The sequence below is a fragment of the Paenibacillus lemnae genome (assembly GCF_012933385.1).
Taxonomy (GTDB): Bacteria; Bacillota; Bacilli; order Paenibacillales; family Paenibacillaceae; genus Paenibacillus_AQ; species Paenibacillus_AQ lemnae.
Genome location: NZ_JABBPN010000013.1, coordinates 38901 through 56891, shown reverse-complemented (window position 1 = coordinate 56891; position 17991 = coordinate 38901). Strand labels below are relative to the sequence as shown.

At 48.4% G+C, this 17991-nt stretch carries 18 protein-coding genes; 1 reads left to right on the top strand and 17 read right to left on the bottom strand.

Annotated features, from left to right (window positions below; translation table 11 throughout):
• Nucleotides 1-31 precede the first annotated feature (31 nt).
• From HII30_RS14150 to lpdA, 4 genes are all read right to left on the bottom strand, one after another.
• A complete protein-coding gene (locus HII30_RS14150) occupies nucleotides 32-1378 on the bottom strand; it encodes a dihydrolipoamide acetyltransferase family protein (protein WP_169505691.1) in 1347 nt (448 codons plus the stop codon).
• 19 nt (nucleotides 1379-1397) lie between these two features.
• The gene (locus HII30_RS14145; protein WP_169505690.1) at nucleotides 1398-2384 is read right to left on the bottom strand and encodes an alpha-ketoacid dehydrogenase subunit beta; all 987 of its coding nucleotides are present in this window, start codon (nucleotides 2382-2384) and stop codon (nucleotides 1398-1400) included.
• Between the two features lie 2 nt (nucleotides 2385-2386).
• Nucleotides 2387-3412: a thiamine pyrophosphate-dependent dehydrogenase E1 component subunit alpha gene (locus HII30_RS14140; RefSeq protein WP_169505689.1), complete on the bottom strand. Its 1026-nt coding sequence runs from the start codon at nucleotides 3410-3412 to the stop codon at nucleotides 2387-2389.
• A gap of 165 nt (nucleotides 3413-3577) precedes the next feature.
• Nucleotides 3578-4999 carry a dihydrolipoyl dehydrogenase gene (gene lpdA / locus HII30_RS14135; protein ID WP_169505688.1) on the bottom strand — a complete coding sequence of 474 codons (1422 nt, stop codon included), beginning with the start codon at nucleotides 4997-4999 and terminating at the stop codon, nucleotides 3578-3580.
• A gap of 157 nt (nucleotides 5000-5156) precedes the next feature.
• Here lpdA and HII30_RS14130 point away from each other — a divergent pair, with 157 nt between their 5' ends.
• Nucleotides 5157-5453, top strand: coding sequence for a DUF2627 family protein (locus HII30_RS14130; protein WP_169505687.1), 297 nt, complete (start codon nucleotides 5157-5159; stop codon nucleotides 5451-5453).
• A 49-nt stretch (nucleotides 5454-5502) separates the two neighbouring features.
• Here HII30_RS14130 and HII30_RS14125 read toward each other — a convergent pair whose 3' ends face one another.
• The 13 genes from HII30_RS14125 to nusB all read right to left on the bottom strand — a co-directional run bounded on the left by HII30_RS14125 (nucleotide 5503) and on the right by nusB (nucleotide 17888).
• On the bottom strand, nucleotides 5503-5712 hold the full coding sequence (locus HII30_RS14125) for a hypothetical protein (protein WP_169505686.1): 210 nt from the start codon (nucleotides 5710-5712) through the stop codon (nucleotides 5503-5505).
• 134 nt (nucleotides 5713-5846) lie between these two features.
• A complete protein-coding gene (gene spo0A / locus HII30_RS14120) occupies nucleotides 5847-6653 on the bottom strand; it encodes a sporulation transcription factor Spo0A (RefSeq protein ID WP_169505685.1) in 807 nt (268 codons plus the stop codon).
• A 196-nt stretch (nucleotides 6654-6849) separates the two neighbouring features.
• Nucleotides 6850-8184 (bottom strand): SpoIVB peptidase, encoded by a 1335-nt coding sequence (spoIVB, locus tag HII30_RS14115; protein WP_169505684.1) that lies wholly within the window; start codon nucleotides 8182-8184, stop codon nucleotides 6850-6852.
• Nucleotides 8185-8286: 102 nt separating this feature from the next.
• Nucleotides 8287-10026: a DNA repair protein RecN gene (gene recN / locus HII30_RS14110; RefSeq protein WP_169505683.1), complete on the bottom strand. Its 1740-nt coding sequence runs from the start codon at nucleotides 10024-10026 to the stop codon at nucleotides 8287-8289.
• 30 nt (nucleotides 10027-10056) lie between these two features.
• The gene (gene ahrC / locus HII30_RS14105; RefSeq protein ID WP_169505682.1) at nucleotides 10057-10506 is read right to left on the bottom strand and encodes a transcriptional regulator AhrC/ArgR; all 450 of its coding nucleotides are present in this window, start codon (nucleotides 10504-10506) and stop codon (nucleotides 10057-10059) included.
• Nucleotides 10507-10538: 32 nt separating this feature from the next.
• Nucleotides 10539-11018, bottom strand: coding sequence for a hypothetical protein (locus HII30_RS14100; RefSeq protein ID WP_169505681.1), 480 nt, complete (start codon nucleotides 11016-11018; stop codon nucleotides 10539-10541).
• Between the two features lie 71 nt (nucleotides 11019-11089).
• A complete protein-coding gene (locus HII30_RS14095) occupies nucleotides 11090-11965 on the bottom strand; it encodes a TlyA family RNA methyltransferase (protein ID WP_169505680.1) in 876 nt (291 codons plus the stop codon).
• A gap of 21 nt (nucleotides 11966-11986) precedes the next feature.
• On the bottom strand, nucleotides 11987-13894 hold the full coding sequence (dxs, locus tag HII30_RS14090; RefSeq protein WP_169505679.1) for a 1-deoxy-D-xylulose-5-phosphate synthase: 1908 nt from the start codon (nucleotides 13892-13894) through the stop codon (nucleotides 11987-11989).
• 128 nt (nucleotides 13895-14022) lie between these two features.
• Nucleotides 14023-14946, bottom strand: coding sequence for a polyprenyl synthetase family protein (locus HII30_RS14085; protein ID WP_211184597.1), 924 nt, complete (start codon nucleotides 14944-14946; stop codon nucleotides 14023-14025).
• A complete protein-coding gene (gene xseB / locus HII30_RS14080; protein WP_169505678.1) occupies nucleotides 14921-15178 on the bottom strand; it encodes an exodeoxyribonuclease VII small subunit in 258 nt (85 codons plus the stop codon). Before xseB ends, HII30_RS14085 begins: the two co-directional genes overlap by 26 nt.
• Complete coding sequence (gene xseA / locus HII30_RS14075) at nucleotides 15168-16538, bottom strand: exodeoxyribonuclease VII large subunit (RefSeq protein WP_169505677.1); 1371 nt, start codon at nucleotides 16536-16538, stop codon at nucleotides 15168-15170. Before xseA ends, xseB begins: the two co-directional genes overlap by 11 nt.
• Nucleotide 16539: 1 nt before the next feature.
• Nucleotides 16540-17397, bottom strand: coding sequence for a bifunctional methylenetetrahydrofolate dehydrogenase/methenyltetrahydrofolate cyclohydrolase FolD (folD, locus tag HII30_RS14070; RefSeq protein WP_169505676.1), 858 nt, complete (start codon nucleotides 17395-17397; stop codon nucleotides 16540-16542).
• Nucleotides 17398-17423: 26 nt separating this feature from the next.
• Nucleotides 17424-17888, bottom strand: a complete 465-nt coding sequence (nusB, locus tag HII30_RS14065; RefSeq protein ID WP_169505675.1) for a transcription antitermination factor NusB — start codon at nucleotides 17886-17888, stop codon at nucleotides 17424-17426.
• Nucleotides 17889-17991 lie beyond the last annotated feature (103 nt).

The window sequence follows — 17991 nt, the reverse complement described above, 5'->3', positions numbered from 1 at the left end:
TCCCACCTCATTCTTTTAAAGCTTTGCCATCTTAATACAACTTCGTATCCTGTGAATATCCTTCCAGATTGTCTTTCACACGCTGCAGAAAACGTCCGCAGATAACGCCGTCCAGGATCCGGTGATCCAGGGAGAGACAAAGATTGGCCATTGAACGAACTGCGATCATATCGTTAATGACGACAGGCTTTTTCACGATGGATTCAAATGTCAGGATAGCAGCCTGGGGATAATTAACGATCGGGTAAGAAAGAATAGATCCGAAAGATCCCGTATTATTGACGGTAAAGGTACCTCCCTGCATATCGTCAAGGGTAAGCTTGCCTTCACGGGTTTTGCGGGCCAGCTCTTCAATTTCGGTTGCCAGGCCGGCGATGTTCTTCTGGTCTGCTCTCTTGATCACCGGCGTCATGACGGAATCTTCTGTGCCGACGGCCAGTGAGATGTTGATATCCCTTTTAACGACAATTTTATCAACAGCCCAGAACGAATTCATAATTGGATAATCTTTAATCGCATTTACAACCGCCTTAAGCAGAAATGCCAGATAGGTCAGATTGACGCCTTCTTTGCGTTTAAAGTCCTCCTTAAGTTGGCTGCGGAGAAGCACCAGATTGGTTACATCGACCTCAATCATCGTCCAGGCATGCGGAATCTCAGTAACGCTCTGCCGCATATTTCGGGCAATCGTATTCCGGATCGGGGTGACATCGATATAATACTCAGATCTTCCTGTACCTGCACCTTCAACCTCAATCGTTGGAATTCTCGGCGACTCGGTTAGATGCAGTCCTGAATGGCGTACATTCGGGATCGACGTTCCCAGCGGCGGGCTCGGTTCGGAGGACACCTGCTGGTTTCTCCCTTCAAAAGGTGAAGCAGAAACGGCAGCTGGGCCAGCTTCTCCCCGCTGCTCCACGAACGCAAGAACATCCTTACGTGTTATTCTGCCTCCAAGTCCGGAACCTTTAATGTCGTTCAGATTCAAGTCATGCTGGGCAGCCAGCGACTGCACTGCTGGCGAGTATCGTGTTCTCATGGATACATCTTTTCCCGTTGTAGCTTGGGAGACAGATCCTATATCCTGAGCTTTCTCCACTGCAGGTGATAATTCCGCTTCATGAGATTCAGCATCAATAAGGCAGATGATATCACCGACACTTACGGTCACCCCTTCTGCAGCGAGAATTTCTCCCATTACTCCATCCAGTGTAGATGGAATCTCGGCATTGACTTTGTCTGTCAGCACTTCACAAATCGGTTCGTACTGCTCAATCCGGTCTCCCGGTTTTTTGAGCCATTTGCCAATCGTAGCGGATACCAGTGACTCAGCCAGCTGCGGCATCGCAACTTCCGTCCAATGATTATTACTAGGCATGCTCACAACTCCCTGTATCTTAATAAAGCGCCAATTGACGCATGGATTCTTTAACTTTGTCCTTGTTCAGCATATAAAATTTTTCCATAGGCGGACTGATCGGCATGGCTGGAACATCCGGCGCGCACAGACGCATGATAGGTGCATCAAGATCATATAAACATTCCTCTGCAATGATGGCCGATACCTCGGCGCCCACTCCACCTGTTTTGTTATCTTCATGTATAATCATCACTTTGCCTGTCGTTTTGACTGCTTCCAGAATGGCTTCCCGGTCCAGAGGCTGAAGGGTTCTTAAATCAAGCACATGTGCTGTAATCCCTTCTTCACGTTCCAGCTCCTCAGCGGCCTGAAGCACAAAATGCAGCGGCTGGCTGTAACCGATAACGGTAATATCCTGTCCTTCTCGAAGCAAATTGGCTACTCCAATAGGAACAGTATAGTCTTCTTCCGGCACTTCACCTTTAATGAGTTTATAGCATTTCTTATTCTCGAAAAACAGAACCGGATCAGGGTCCCGAACCGCCGCTTTCAGAAGTCCTTTTGCATCATAAGCTGTAAAAGGTGCGACAATTTTCAAGCCCGGTGTACCAAAAAAGATGGATTCGGGACATTGGGAGTGATACAACCCGCCAAAGATCCCTCCGCCGATCGGTGCACGAATGACGATGGGACAGCTCCAATCATTATTCGAACGGTAACGGATCTTGGCCGCCTCACTGATAATCTGGTTGGTTGCTGGCAGCATAAAATCGGAATATTGCATTTCCGCGATGGGCTTCATTCCGTGCATCGCTGCACCGATGGCAACACCGGCAATTGCAGACTCGGCCAAAGGTGTATCCATGACGCGCATTTCGCCGAATTCATCGATCAGTCCCTTGGTGGTCGTAAATACACCGCCTTTAACGCCAACATCTTCTCCAAGTACAAACACAGACTCATCACGCGCCAATTCTTCTTTCATCGCAAGCCGGATGGCATCAATATACTCCATTACGGGCATGTTCAGTTTCCCCCTTCGTTCTCGGCGTAGACATGCCGAAGCGTATCTTCCGGCTTCGGAAACGGAGCACGGTCAGCATACTCAGTTGCTTCTTTTATCTCGAGGTTCAATTGGGCAATTAAGTCCTCATCCTGCTGTTCATTCCATAAACCGCAATCGATAAGATATTGCTTAAATGTTATTAAACCGTCTTTCTTCCAGTTCTCTTCCACTTCTTCTTTACTGCGGTACGCCAAATCATTATCGGAAGTGGAATGCGGCGATAGGCGGTACATCATGGCCTCAATCAGAGTCGGCCCCTCACCGGAAACGGCCCGTTCACGAGCCTCTTTTACCGCAGCGTAAACAGCAAGTACATCATTGCCATCCACCCGGATACCCGGAAAACCGTAGCCCAGTGCCCGGTCGCTTACCTGTCCGGCAATCTGTTTGTGCAGCGGGACGGAAATCGCATACTGATTGTTCTCACACATCATAATAACCGGAAGTTTATGTACCCCGGCGAAGTTGGCTCCCTCGTGGAAATCTCCCTGATTGCTCGAACCTTCACCAAAGGTAACAAAGGAAACAAAATCTTTTTTCTGCATTTTGGCCGCAAGTGCAAAACCTACGGCATGGGGAACCTGTGTAGTCACCGGACTGGAGCCGGTCACAATGCGAAGCCGCTTGCTGCCAAAATGTCCAGGCATCTGACGTCCCCCGCTGTTAGGATCCTCTGCCTTAGCAAAAGCAGATAGCATCAGTTCTCGCGGTGTCATTCCTACAGCCATAACAAAAGCATAGTCCCGGTAATAGGGAAGAAAATAGTCTTGTTCCCGGTCCAGAGCGAAAGCTGCTCCAACTTGTGCGGCCTCCTGCCCGATGCCAGATACATGAAAATTAATTTTTCCGGCACGCTGCAGCAGCAGATTCCGCTCATCGTACTTTCGGGCGAGCATCATATATTTATACATGTCCAGCACTTGTCCGTCACTTAATCCCAGCTGCTCATGTCTGTTCTTCTGACTAATTATCTCTTGTTCCTGCATGGAGATTCCTCCTTTAGCTTCTAACCGAACCGTTAACGTTATCACTTACAGCGACAATGTTTTATCTAGTATTAAAACCTGGTACTAAGACTTGGTTAAGTTTATTATAATCCCTTTTGGGATAAAAGGAAATGAAGGATTAGGCCTGACACCGATTATGGAAAGCTAAATTCCAAGCGCCCGTGAGTCCAGAGCAAGCATAGCTTCACCTAAAACTTCTGATAAAGTAGGGTGGGCATAAACCATGGACCCTACTTCCCATGAAGCCGCATCAAGCACCTGGGCCAGAACGGCTTCCCCAATTAACTCAGTAACATGGGCACCGACCATATGTACACCCAGGATGTCATCCGTGTCCTTATCCGCGATCACCTTAACAAATCCTTCAGCCGCTCCTTGTACCAATGCTTTACCGTTGGCCTGGAAAGGAAATTTGCCGGTTTTGATATTAAACCCTTGTTCTTGGGCCTGATTCTCGGTCAAGCCTACACTTGCTGCCTCAGGGCGGGTATACACACATCTTGGAATCCACTCTTTTCGATATGCATGAAGTGTTTCCCCACATATATGATGAACAGCCGTTATGGCCTCATGAGCTGCAGCGTGAGCTAACTGATATCCTCCGACCACATCCCCGATTGCGTATATATGCGGCTCTGTCGTTTGCATGTGTCCGTTGATGACAATACTTTCATTTTGAACACGAACATCCGTATTTTCAAGACCGATATTGTCTGTGTTACCTGACCTTCCGACAGATACAAGGATTTTTTCTGCAGTCAGGATCTTCTGGCTGCCGCCCTGCTCGACGGTAATTTCAGGAACGCCACTGTCTGTTTTGTATGAGTCTGTCATGACATTCACACCCGTCATTACGACAACGCCCCTGGCGCTGAGGTGTTTCTTTAATTCCATTCCCGTGTCCTCATCTTCGGCCGGAAGCAGTCTGCCTGCCGTCTCCACAATTGTGACCGTGACCCCAAAATCGTTCAGCATCGATGCCCATTCGACACCAATTACCCCGCCGCCAATAATGATTACAGATTCGGGAAGCTTGTCCAATTGCAGAGCATGATCACTGTTCAGTACATAGGATCCGTCTGTTTCCAGGCCAGGCAGCATACGTGGACGAGATCCTGTTGCAATAATCAGGTTCGAAGGTACAACCGTCTCCATTTCTCCATCCGGCAGCTCCACAGCGACTGCTCCGCTCTGCGGTGAGAAGATGGAGGGACCAATTACTCGTCCTGTGCCATGAACGACTTTGATTTTATGTTTACGCATCAAATATTGAACACCCTGATGCAGCTTGGCCACGATATCATTTTTTCTATTGAGCACTTTGCTGAACGAAAGGCGGATGCCTTCGGTTTCAATTCCGTAAGCTTCACTATTCTTCATCTCGGCGAACATCTCGGCACTGCGCAGCAAAGACTTGCTCGGGATACAACCGCGATGAAGACAAGTCCCTCCAAGCTTGTCCTGCTCGATAAGTACAACATCCTTACCCAGCTGGGCAGCCCTGATGGCCGCCGTGTAACCGCCGGTTCCCCCTCCAAGTATTGCTATATCACATGTTATCGTCATGAACATTCACCCCTGTGTTATGTACTTACATCCCTCATTATTTTACTCCCTTTTAACCGAATTACAAATTCAGGACGGTTTCAAATGGACAGCCCTCCTGGAACAAGGTATGATAGTGTGGACTATATAGACCATACTAAGTAAGGCAGGTTATGTTATGAGATTGATGATTTCCCGCTTTATTGCCATTATCATCTTAATCATTCCAGGTTTTATGGCGATGAAGGGCTTCTTGATGATGAAGGATGCTGTTTTTCTATATATTGCTGTGCATGGTGACGACGAGGCTGTCAATAAAACCTTCCAGTGGCTCACTTTCGGCGGTGGTTTGCTTCTTTTCGTGCTCGGGGTCAGTTTTCTGGGCGGATGGGTTCTGTTCCGTGACCGGAAACGAAATTATGTCGGTCCCCGCTTTAAAGAGAAAAGACCGAAGAAAGATAACCTTTCAGTATAATAAAAAGAGGAAACACCGGCAGATTCATTCTCCGGTGTTTTTTTGTGACTCATTCATACAATGCATCTTTCAGTTTCGTGGACATCCGATCCTGTTTTGTGGATTTCAAAGCGGCTCTGCGAAGATTTTTGTTCTGAAGCGTCAGCCGTTCTACTTCATTCAGTAAATGCTGCATGATTTCCCTCGCTTCCGGAGTCAGTTTCTGATCTTGTTCCAGTTCTGCTATACGCTGCTTCCACTCTGATTCGTGCTCGCTCATGATGAATTCAACTTCCCTTCGGTCCCATAATGAAATACGCCACTTCTCAAGTGAGACAAGGTTGCAGGCCCCATCCAGACAAGAAGTGACGTACGTTTACTTTCTTTGATGCAAACTCAAAGCCCCTAACCCTTTCAAGAAACCTTGTGCTCGATTCTGAGCTTATCCGCTACCATAGCGATAAATTCGCTGTTCGTCGGTTTGGATTTACTGATGTTAATCGTATAACCGAACAGATGGCTGATGCTGTCAATGTTGCCGCGGGTCCAGGCTACCTCAATAGCATGACGGATCGCGCGTTCCACACGAGATGGTGTGGTTTTAAACTTTTCTGCAATGGCAGGGTACAGCGTTTTGGTAATCGCCCCTAAAATCTCGATATTGTTGTATACCATCGTAATCGCTTCACGAAGATATTGATAGCCTTTAATATGAGCGGGTACCCCAATCTCATGAATGATGGAAGTGATGTTAGCATCCAGATTTTTACCTTTACCCATCGGTACGACATTCGACTTGGAAGCGGCAAATGAAGAGGAACCGCTGGAGAGGCTGCCTGAAGTACCCACAAGCTGCCTGATGCGGCTCGCCAGCACTTCCATGTCGAACGGTTTCAAAATGTAATAGGAGGCTCCCAGCTGCACGGCACGCTGTGTTATATTTTCCTGACCAAAGGCAGTCAGCATGATGACTTTCGGCTGTGGTGACAAATTCATGTCCCGCAGACGCTCCAGAACACCCAGCCCGTCAAGATGAGGCATGATGATATCAAGTATGAGGACATCAGGAACTTTTCCTGTCTGCTCGATCATATTTAGAACTTCATCTCCATTATAAGCGATTCCGCTTACCACCATATCCGGTTGATCTGTAATATATTCTCCTAGCAAATTTGTGAACTCACGGTTGTCATCAGCCAGTAACACTTCGATTTTTTGCAATTGCTGCTCCTCCTTTATCTACAAAACGAATAATATGTTCACTCATTTTCTCTAGATAAAGTTTTCGACATACTGATTTAAAATCCTTCTGTCGAAATTTATTTTTCTTTATTTTTTTTCAATGATGATTTATAATGAATATTTTATTTCAAATTGCATTCTAATTCGCGATCAATCGACAAAAAATCTTAAGGCACTAACTCGCCTTAAGATTTTTCTGTGAATGAGTTCCTGCCGGCAGTACACCGGAATCCTGCAGCATCCATTCGATGAAGCAGCCATAGCCGGACTTGGGATCATTAACAAATACATGGGTCACAGCACCGATCAATTTTCCATTCTGTACAATCGGACTGCCGCTCATTCCTTGAACAATGCCGCCGGTTTTCTTAATCAGCCTTGGATCTGTAATTCGAATGACCATTCCTTTTGTGGCTGGTTCATCCTGTCTGGACACATGAATAATTTCAACCTTGAACCTTTCCACATCCTGACCTTCAACGACGGTAAGAATCTCAGCAGGCCCGGTTTTCACTTCGCCGGATAAACCGACAGGAATAGGCTCAGGATAAAGACTGAAATCAGGTTTATTTTCCATTTTGCCAAAGATCCCGAAATGCGTATTCTTTTCTACATTCCCTAAAATTCGGCTGTCTTTCAGAAAATGGGCTCTTTTCTCCCCAGGTTCTCCTTCTTCGCTGCGGGAAATGGACGTCACGTTGGACTGCAGAATCTGTCCGCTTCCCACTTCAATCGGAGTCTGTGTATTCATATCCGTGATGACATGACCGAGTGCACCATACACCTTTTGATGAGGCGCATAAAACGTCAGTGTTCCTACTCCAGCGGCCGAATCCCGGATATACAAACCAAGACGCCAGGTCTGATCCTGATCATCAAAAGCCGGAACGAGCTTCGTTTTCAGCATTTTCCCATCTCTTTTGAAGGTGATATCAAGCGGCTTGCCTGATGTTCCCGCCTTCTCTACAATGCTTGGTACATTTGTGATATCGTTGAGCGCTGCTCCATTCATGGATATCAGTAAATCACCAAGCTTTAAACCTGCAGCTTCACCAGGAGAAGATTTATCACCATCAGCTGCATGAACTAAATGGTGACCGACGACCAAAATTCCTGCGGATTTCACTTTTACACCGATGGTTTGTCCGCCTGGATAAACCTTAAGTTCCGGCATCACATCGACATGAACCTTCTTGAGAGGAATGGTACCGAATAATTTCAGTGTAACCTCAGCTTTGCCAGTCTGACGGGGAGTAAGCTGAATCGGCTGACGAAGTGAAACTTGCTGTGCCGTTTTCGAGGAACCATTCACCTGAACGATATCAGGGCGGTCCACAGAGGCCAGTGCCTCCGCCGGAATCGCAAGCTGAAGCTTCCCCTGTTGACCGCTGAACAGCCTAATTTGATTCGGCATGTGGGACAAAGATTGAACAGGTTCAGCAGTTGCAGCGAAGCAAAGAAAAAAAGCAAGAATAAAGCCGAGCATTTTTCTCCTGAGGTTAGGGTTCAATGGCTGTCACGCTCCCTTTTTCTTCTTTCGCTTGACGAAAAGGTTGGTCGCCAATTGCGTACCTTTAAGTTAACCCTGCCCCCATCCTTTTATAACTGTCAATCATTGACCCGAAGCTTGTCTTGAAGCTTTTTGCGCCTGTGCCAGATTCAGCATTTCCTGGGCATGATGCAGCGTTTTTTGCGTGATTTCAACCCCGCCCAGCATCCGTGCCAGTTCTTTCACCCGCCCGTTCTCACTGAGAGGCTCCACCTGTGTCATGGTTCTTCCTTCATCCAGCTTTTTCTCGATCAGGTACTGATGATCTGCCATACAGGCCACCTGGGGAAGATGAGTAATGGAGAAAACCTGACAGCTCTTTGCCAGAACAAACAGCTTCTCCGCAATGGATTGGGCGGCACGGCCGCTGACGCCGGTGTCCACTTCATCAAAGATAAGTACTGGTATCTGATCATGACGTGCAAAAATACTTTTCATGGCCAGCATAATTCTGGACATTTCGCCGCCTGAAGCGATTTTAGCTAACGGTCTTAAAGGTTCTCCCGGATTTGGCGAGATCATGAATTCCACAGCATCGATGCCTTGTTTACCAAGCCTTATACGCTTTCCCTTGTATTCCACCCCGGACGGGTCCTCAGTCAGCCCTACCTTGACCTCCATAGACGTCCGGTCCATTTGCAGATCCTTCAATTCCTGCTCCACCTGGACAGCAAGATCCCGTGCACACTGCTGTCTCGCCCCACTAAGCTCCTCTGCGGCGTGTATAAGATCCTGCAGCAGAAGATCACGCTCAACGCGCAGCTTCTCAATGTGCTCATCTTTATTTTCCAAAAGATCGGTTTCCTGCTCAATGGTTTTATAGTATTCCAGAATCTGCTCCACATTATCCCCATATTTTCGGCGAAGACTGGAGATGATCGTTAATCGCTGATCAATCTCATCCAGTCGATCCGGATTAAATTCGATGCCATCCCGGTAGTCCCTCAGTTGAAATACTGCATCCTCCAGCTGATAATATGCGGATTGCAGCTGCTCCACCAGCGGCTTAAGATCTTTCTCATCATAGGCCGATACATCATCCAGCCGAGTCAGAGCCCTGCTGATGGATTCAAGTCCTGATGCACCGAACAGAATATCGTAAGCGCCGCTGACGGAATCCATCATTTTCTCACTGTGCGCAAGCTTTAACCTCTCTTCAGCCAGCCCTTCGTCTTCCCCGGTTTTAAGACCTGCAGCAGCAATCTCCTCCAGCTGATAACGGTACATATCCAGCATCTGATAAGCCTTTTGGCTGGTTTCCAAAATGTCGTTCAGCTCTTTTTCGACCTTTACGAATCTGGCGTATTGCTCCTGATACTTTTGTTTTCTGGGCTGAATAGCAGAATAACCGTACGTATCCAAAAGATGAAGATGCCGATCAGGCCGCAGCAGGCTCTGATGTTCATGCTGGCCATGAATATTGATCAGCTGCTCGCCAACTTCTCTCAGCATACTCAAATTCACCAGCTGGCCATTAATCCGTGAGGTGCTTTTGCCTTGAGAATTGAGTTCTCTGCGAATGAGCAAATGCTCCTCCGGAGTGCCTTCAATTCCAAGCCTTTCAAGCGTTTCCCATACCGGATGATTATGATCTAAATCAAATAGCGCTTCAATTTCCGCTTTATCGCAGCCGTAACGAATTAAATCAGCGGAGCCTCTACCACCTGCTGTAAGACCCAGCGCATCAATAATAATGGATTTACCCGCACCGGTCTCCCCTGTCAGAACATGAAATCCTGGATAAAACTGAACGTCAACCGCTTCAACCACGGCCAAATTCCGGATAGATAATGTAACTAACATGCAACCGCACCTTTCGACACTGGACTTTATCTAAGATATATACCCCATGATTTGTGACACGACATGATCGCTGTCATCATCCGTCCGGCAGATCAGTAGAATCGTGTCATCTCCGCAGATTGTCCCCATAATCTGTGACCATTCCATGTTATCGAGCAGCACGGCCACCGAGTTGGCAGTTCCCGGCAGGCACTTCATAACGACGAGATTTCCGGTTTTATCGATATGCACGAAATTATCTACCAAGGCTCTTTTCAGCTTTTGTACAGGGTTATAACGCTGATCGGTCGGCATGGAGTATTTATACCGGCCGTCATCCATGGGCACCTTGATGAGAAGCAATTCCTTAATATCACGGGATACCGTTGCCTGGGTAACCTGATACCCTTCATTCCGCAGGGCCTCCACCAGCTCATCCTGGGTTTCGATCTCACGATGGGTGATAATATCCCGAATCTTGATATGGCGTTGTCCTTTCATGATTCAAAAGCCTCCTGATCTATCCGCTGTTATTAAATGTCGCTGTTCCATTCCTCATCACACCATTCCATCGAGATCCTCCGGACAGCATGCTCTTGCTGATCCACGTAAAGCAGTCCGGCGCAATCCGGGTACATGAGCAGGAATGGCATCAAACGGTCTCTCACTGTGCTGCCGTTCCAGTCCATAGGCATCCTGTCTCTAGACAGTTTGACCAAATACAGTTCACCATGATCGTTTGAAGCCACATAATCTACAAAAAGCCGGCTGTGTACGGAGCGTTCTCCGATATCGAAGGCCAGGTTTATTTTGACTTTCCCCCCTACCACTTCATACCCTTCCTGCTCTATTAATGCGATCGCTGGATGATCGGGGATGAGTTCATTGATGGGAACTGCCGGAAGTATCGATGTACCCGGAGACATCAGCCACCGGTTGATGCGCCAAACCAGCAATAACAGACCCATAATCCCGATAACAACCATGAGAACGGTGTCCAAGCGTTCATTCATACGGCTTCACCTCAACAGGATTTATTCGAGGATAGCGTATTTATCTCCTTTTTTTTAGCAAAAGAAACCCATCATTTCGATGAGTTTCCCGTAAATGTATGAGCCGCCTGCTTCACCGTGACGTCGATCAACTGGCCCAACAGATCGGGAGTGGATGCTTCGGTCGTCCCCGGTGCTTCCGGAAGAAGTTCCTGCTCATCTGGGATGACCTCCCAATGAGCCAAAAATTCAATATTTCCCTCTCCGCCGGTTATCGGTGAAAAGGTTAGTCCTTTCAGTCTGAAACCCAGTTCACGGGCAAAGGTCAGCACCTGATGCAGCACTTCACGGTGGACTTTGGGATCCCTCACCACACCCGACTTGCCTACTTTATCACGGCCTGCTTCAAACTGTGGTTTAATCAGCGCAGCCACATCGCCCGGTTTCGAGAGGAGCGGCTTCAATGCCGGAAGAATAATTCGCAAAGAGATAAAGGATACATCAATACTGGCAAAGTCAGGTGCAGGGCCTTTCAAATCATCCGTTGTCGTATATCTGAAGTTCGTACGTTCCATGACACAGACACGGCTGTCATTACGTAATGACCAGTCCAGCTGGTTGTATCCAACATCGATCGCATATACATATTCTGCTCCGTGCTGAAGTGCGCAATCCGTAAAACCGCCTGTGGATGAGCCGATGTCCAGCATCACGCGTCCGTTCAAATCAATACCGAAGGACTGAAGTGCTTTTTCCAGTTTCAAGCCTCCGCGGCTCACATAAGGATGAAGAGATCCCTTTACCCGGATTTCCGACGTGCGGGGGATTTTCATACCAGGCTTCTCAATCCGTTCTGTGCCGGCATACACGAGACCGGCCATAATTGCTGCCTTGGCCTTTTCCCGACTGTCGTAGTATCCCTGCTCTACGAGCAGGATGTCGATCCGTTCTTTTTGTATAGATTCCATTCTTGTCTCCTACGTCTCATTCTAGGACGGAAAGCTGCGCTTGCTCAAATTGCCCGAAGCAGGAGAGATCAAATCCCGCACTCGTGTGCATACCGCTTCGGCTGTCAACCCTACTTCCGCCCGCTGTTCCTTAATGCTGCCGTGCTCGATGAACCGGTCTTCGATACCCATCAGCGAAACGACGACATCATGAGTTCCCTGTTCTGCATAATATTCCAGTACGGCACTGCCCAAACTGCCGGCCTGGGAGGATTCTTCCAGTACAATCATGGCTGTACCGGATGAAGCCAGGTGATCCAGCATGGCGCTGTCCAGCGGCTTCAAGAATCTCGCATTCACAATCTGCACCTGTATTCCTTCACGCTTGAGCATGGCCTCCGCTTCTTCAGCTACCTCGACCATTGGCCCACATGCCAAAATTGCACAGCCTTCACCCGAGGTTAACTTCTCCCAGGTTCCGATTGGGATACATTCCAGTCTCTCATCCAACGCGACTCCGGTACCGTTAATTCTAGGGTAGCGGTATGCGATTGGTCCATCATTGTACTGGAGTGCCGTATACATCATGTGACGAAGCTCGTTTTCATCTTTGGGCATCATCAAGACGATGTTAGGGATATGGCGCATAAATGCGATATCATACACACCCTGATGTGTCTCACCGTCCGCACCGACAAACCCTGCACGGTCAATCGCAAACATAACATTGGCATTATGACGGCAGATATCATGCACAATCTGGTCATACGCTCGCTGCATAAATGTTGAATATACGGCGAATACCGGCTTCATGCCTTCCATAGCCAAAGCCGCACACATGGTGGCTGCATGCTGTTCGGCAATGCCGACATCAATCATGCGATGCGGGAACTCCTTGCTGAATGGAATCAGACCTGAACCACCGGGCATAGCTGGTGTAACGGCAACGATCCGATCATCCTGTTTCCCAAGGTCCACTAGGGTTTGACCGAACACTTCCGTATACATCGGATTACCTACAGATTTGAGCACCTGCCCCGATTCGATCTTGTACGGGGAAATGCCATGCCACTTATGGGAATCATTTTCCGCAGGGTGATATCCTTTGCCTTTGGTCGTCACGGCATGAATGAGCACCGGACCATCCACATTATCAGCTAATGTGAGGGTATCGATCAGTTTGTTCAGATCATGTCCGTCTACAGGACCCAGATACGTAAATCCAAGCTCTTCAAACAGAATACCCGGCACCATCATGTATTTGAGGCTGTCTTTCATCTTCTCTGCCGTCTTGGCGAGCCTGTCGCCAATTGCCGGTATTTTCTTCAGAAGACTCTCTACCTCATCCTTCGCGCGCAAATAATGGCGGTCTGAACGAATTTTGCTCAAATAATTATGCATGGCTCCCACATTCGGAGCGATGGACATTTCATTATCATTGAGGATGACCACAAGCTTCTTCTTCTCATGTCCGATATGATTAAGGGCTTCAAAAGCCATTCCGCCGGTCAGCGCACCATCACCAATCATGGCAATCACTCGGTTGTCTTCACCCTTCAAATCACGGGCCAGGGCCATTCCCATAGCTGCAGACAGCGAGGTGCTGCTGTGACCAGCTTCCCAGACATCATGCTCGCTTTCTGTTCGTTTAATGAATCCGCACAGCCCTTTATGCTTGCGGAGGGTGTCAAATTTATCCATACGACTGGTCAATATTTTATGCACATACGTCTGATGACCCACATCGTAAATCATTTTGTCACGGGGACTGTCGAAGCAGTAGTGCAAGGCCAGCGTGAGTTCAACCACTCCCAAATTGGATGCAAGATGTCCGCCGGTAACAGATAATTTTTCAATAAGAAACTGACGGATTTCCACCGCAAGTTCTTCGAGTTCCTGAACCGACAGATTTTTTAATTGTTCCGGTTGTTGTATTGTTGGAAGCAGCACGAAGAATCTCCCCGCTTTCCTTGTTTAAGTTTATGTTGTTCATGTTCAGTCACACCATGATCTAAACGCTGCTTTAGGTGGACATTAGACATTATATCACAAAAAAACCGCTTGCATGTAATTCAGGCTCAGTGATCTCTAGACATGAGGAAATCAGCAATTTCCAGAAGCCGTTTAGGATCTTTAAGGCCGGCAGCCATGATGGTCTCTTTTGCTTCCTCAGTCAGCTGCTGCACTTTTTCCCTGGAAGCCTCCAGGCCGATAAAATATGGATAAGTCACCTTTTGCTGCTTAATATCACTCTGCGTCTTTTTACCCAGCTTGGCTTCATCCCCGATAATATCAAGAATATCGTCCTGGATTTGGAAGGCCAGTCCCAGATGATGTCCGAAGGTTTCTAGTGCCTGGAGCTGGTTCTCATCCAGTCCGGCAATTCGGCCGCCAGCAACCAGAGAAAATATAATAAGGTCACTGGTCTTGTGAAGATGGATATACTCCAGCTGTTCCAGACTGGTGAGGCCTTGCTCCCCTTCCATATCTGCCGCCTGCCCGCCAACCATCCCCCTCGGCCCGGCATACATCGCCAGATCTTCAACGACAGCCAGAACCCGCTCGGCGGGAATGCCGTGGAGTCTGCTGGATTGAACCACTCTGAAGAACGAATGCGTCAGCAGGGCATCTCCTGCCAGAATCGCTGTGGCTTCTCCATACACTTTATGATTGGTCGGTTTACCACGGCGAAAATCATCATTGTCCATAGCGGGCAGATCATCATGAATTAAGGAATAGGTGTGGACCATCTCTACCGCACACGCTACTGGAAGCGCCGCCTCCAGAGATCCTCCCCCCGCTTCACAGGCTGCTGTAACCAACAGAGGGCGCAGCCTTTTGCCGCCGGCCATCAGCGAATAGTTCATGGATTCTCTTAACGTTTCGGGCACTTCCCATTCTTCTGGAAAAAGATCAGACAGCTGTTGTGTTAACCGGCTGCCGATTTCTTGCATATATAATTCCAGCGTGAGCCGGCTACTCAAGTGACTCACCCGTTTCATCCAGGGATGCTCCGAAAGGACGCCGCTTTAATTCTGCGCCTTCTTCGACGACCATTTCGATTTTTTGCTCCACCTGCTCCAGTTTTAGGCTGCACAGTTGAGAAAGTTTCATGCCCTTTTGAAATAAATCGATCGCTTTTTCGAGCGGCACATCGCCGTCTTCCAGCTGTCCTACGATCTGCTCAAGCTGTTCCATCGCTTCTTCAAAACTCATTTCCGGTTCATTCGACAATATCTTTCTCCTCCTTCATTCCCCATACCTGGCACTGTAATCGTCCGTCGCTGACTTTCACATGAATTAAATCACCTGGCTGTACATCACCCAAGCTCTTGATCAATTTCTGCTCCTGCTCATCATAGACCAGGCTGTAGCCGCGTGACATCACTTTGAGTGGGCTCAATGCATCCAGATGTCTCATTTCTGACTGAAGGTGATGCAGCTTGGAACGCATCATTGACTGCATGGCAGCTGTTAATTGACGATGGGCCGTTTCCCTGCGCTTGCCGGCTGCTTCTGCCTGCACCTTGGGATTATAGCGAACCAGGCCTTGCTTTAATCCAACCAAGCGTTCACGGCTCCATCTGGCCTTGCTCTGCAGATTCCCCTGCAGCCGCACTTTCAGCAGATCGAGACGCTCGGCATGCCGAAGCAGATATCTCCTCGGATATACTAGAACCGTTGAACGCTTTAGAGAGGCCAGTTTCTCCTGGCTCCGTCGAAGCCGCTGCTGAAGTCCTGTCTGTAGCTGACGTTCACGGTCAAGCAGCTTGCCCTTGATTTCGGAGCGGCTGGGAACGGCTTGTTCAGCCGCAGCCGTCGGTGTTGCAGCCCGGAGATCTGCTGTGAAATCTGCAATGGTGAAATCTGTTTCATGACCAACTGCTGAAATCACGGGAATATCCGATTCATAAATTGCCCTGGCAACCGGCTCCTCGTTAAACGCCCACAGCTCTTCCAGCGATCCGCCTCCCCTGCCCACAATAAGTACATCGGCTTCGTTTAGGCGGTTCATGGTTTTGATGCCTTTTACAATTGATGCAGCTGCACCTTTACCTTGAACGAGAACGGGATACAGCAGCACCTTCACCTGCGGGAAGCGGCGGCGGATCGTAATCAGGATATCCCGGACTGCCGCACCTGTAGGAGAGGTCACCACTCCTACGGTTGCAGGAAATAAAGGTATTGGGCGTTTGCGCTCACTGGCAAACAAACCTTCCATCTCCAGCTTTTTCTTTAACTGCTCAAAAGCCAGGTACAGACTGCCAATGCCGTCCGGCTGCATATGTGATGCATAGAATTGATATTGGCCGTCGCGTTCATACACCGAAACATTCCCTCTGGCGATGACCTTCGAGCCTTCTTTCGGCATGAAAGGAAGCTTCTGATTGTGAGCAGCAAACATAATGGATTTGATACGGCTGCCCTCATCTTTAAGCGTGAAATACATGTGACCGCTGGAATGGTGGGTGAAATTCGAAATCTCCCCGCGTATCCACACATCCGAAAGCCGCGGATCGCCATCCATTTTCATTCGGATATATCGGTTCAGATCCTTGACGGACAGAACTTTATCCTGCTCGGAAGGCTTCATCCTAGTGAAGTCCGTTCAAACGCTTGGCGGCCAGAAGCGTATTCTGCATCAGCATCGTAATGGTCATCGGTCCTACTCCGCCTGGTACCGGTGTAATATAGCCGGCCACTTCTTTTGCAAGATCATAGTCCACATCTCCCGCCAGCTTGCCGTTATCCAGTCGATTCATTCCGACATCAATTACGACTGCGCCCGGCTTGACATAAGTGTCGTCAATCATGTTGGCACGGCCGATGGCTACGATAAGAATATCTGCCTGTCTGGCCACTTCCGCCATATTTGAAGTACGGGAATGACACATGGTTACTGTCGCATGCTCACGCTGAAGAAGCAGGGAGACCGGTTTGCCCACAATATTGGATCTTCCGATCACGACAGCATGCTTGCCTGCAATCGTTAATCCGGACCGCTTAATCATCTCAATTACGCCAGCCGGTGTACACGGCAGCAGGCTGTCGTCCCCGATCACAAGATTCCCTACGTTTACAGGATGGAAACCGTCAACGTCTTTTTCTACAGCGATTGCATTGATGACGGATTTTTCATCGATATGTTTCGGAAGGGGAAGCTGAACGAGAATGCCGTGGATATTGCGGTCCTGGTTCAGCTTGTCCACTAAAGATAACAAATCAGCTTGACTGGTAGATCCCTGGAGACGGTGAACCTCTGAATAAAAACCCAGGGTCTGACAAGCTTTTTCCTTATTGCGCACATAAACCTGAGAAGCAGCATCGTCCCCGACCAGCACAACGGCAAGACCAGGCCGAACCCCTTTTGAAGCCAGCTCCTGTACTTCCTCTGAAATACTTGTCCGAATTTCTTCCGATATCAGCTTTCCGCTAATGACGCTTGCAGTCATGTCAACCTCTCCCTTATCTATTAAATTTATTCGACAGCGCTTTTCAGCTGGGATTTCACCGCATCCAGCTGCTGCAGCATTTTCCCGAGTACACCATTGACAAATTTTCCCGATTCATCGGTGCCAAAATGTTTGGCCAGCTCAATGGCTTCATTCACAGCTACCTTGCCCGGCACATCCTCACGATACGCCAGTTCATAAGCGGCCAGACGCAGAATCTGACGATCTACCCGCGACAGACGGCCTACCTGCCATCCTTTCAGGTAATCGGCAAGAACTGCATCAATTTTCCCACGCTCGGCCCAGCATCCATTCACGAGCTGAAGGACAATTTCCTGCACTTTGACCTCGTCACCGATGACCCGTTCCGTTTCATTCTCCTCTGCCGCTTCCGCAAGCAGCATCGTCACTGCTTCCCGGCTGTCTACATTGTTCATTTCCATCTGGTATAAACTCTGAACGGCAATTTCCCTTATGACTCTTCTTTTCATGTGTTTCCTCCTGCTTGGACCTGTTGAAATCCGATTTGGTGTATATCATAGTATATCCTCATAATAAAAAAACCCTTAGAGCTGCTTTAACTCCGCAAACGTG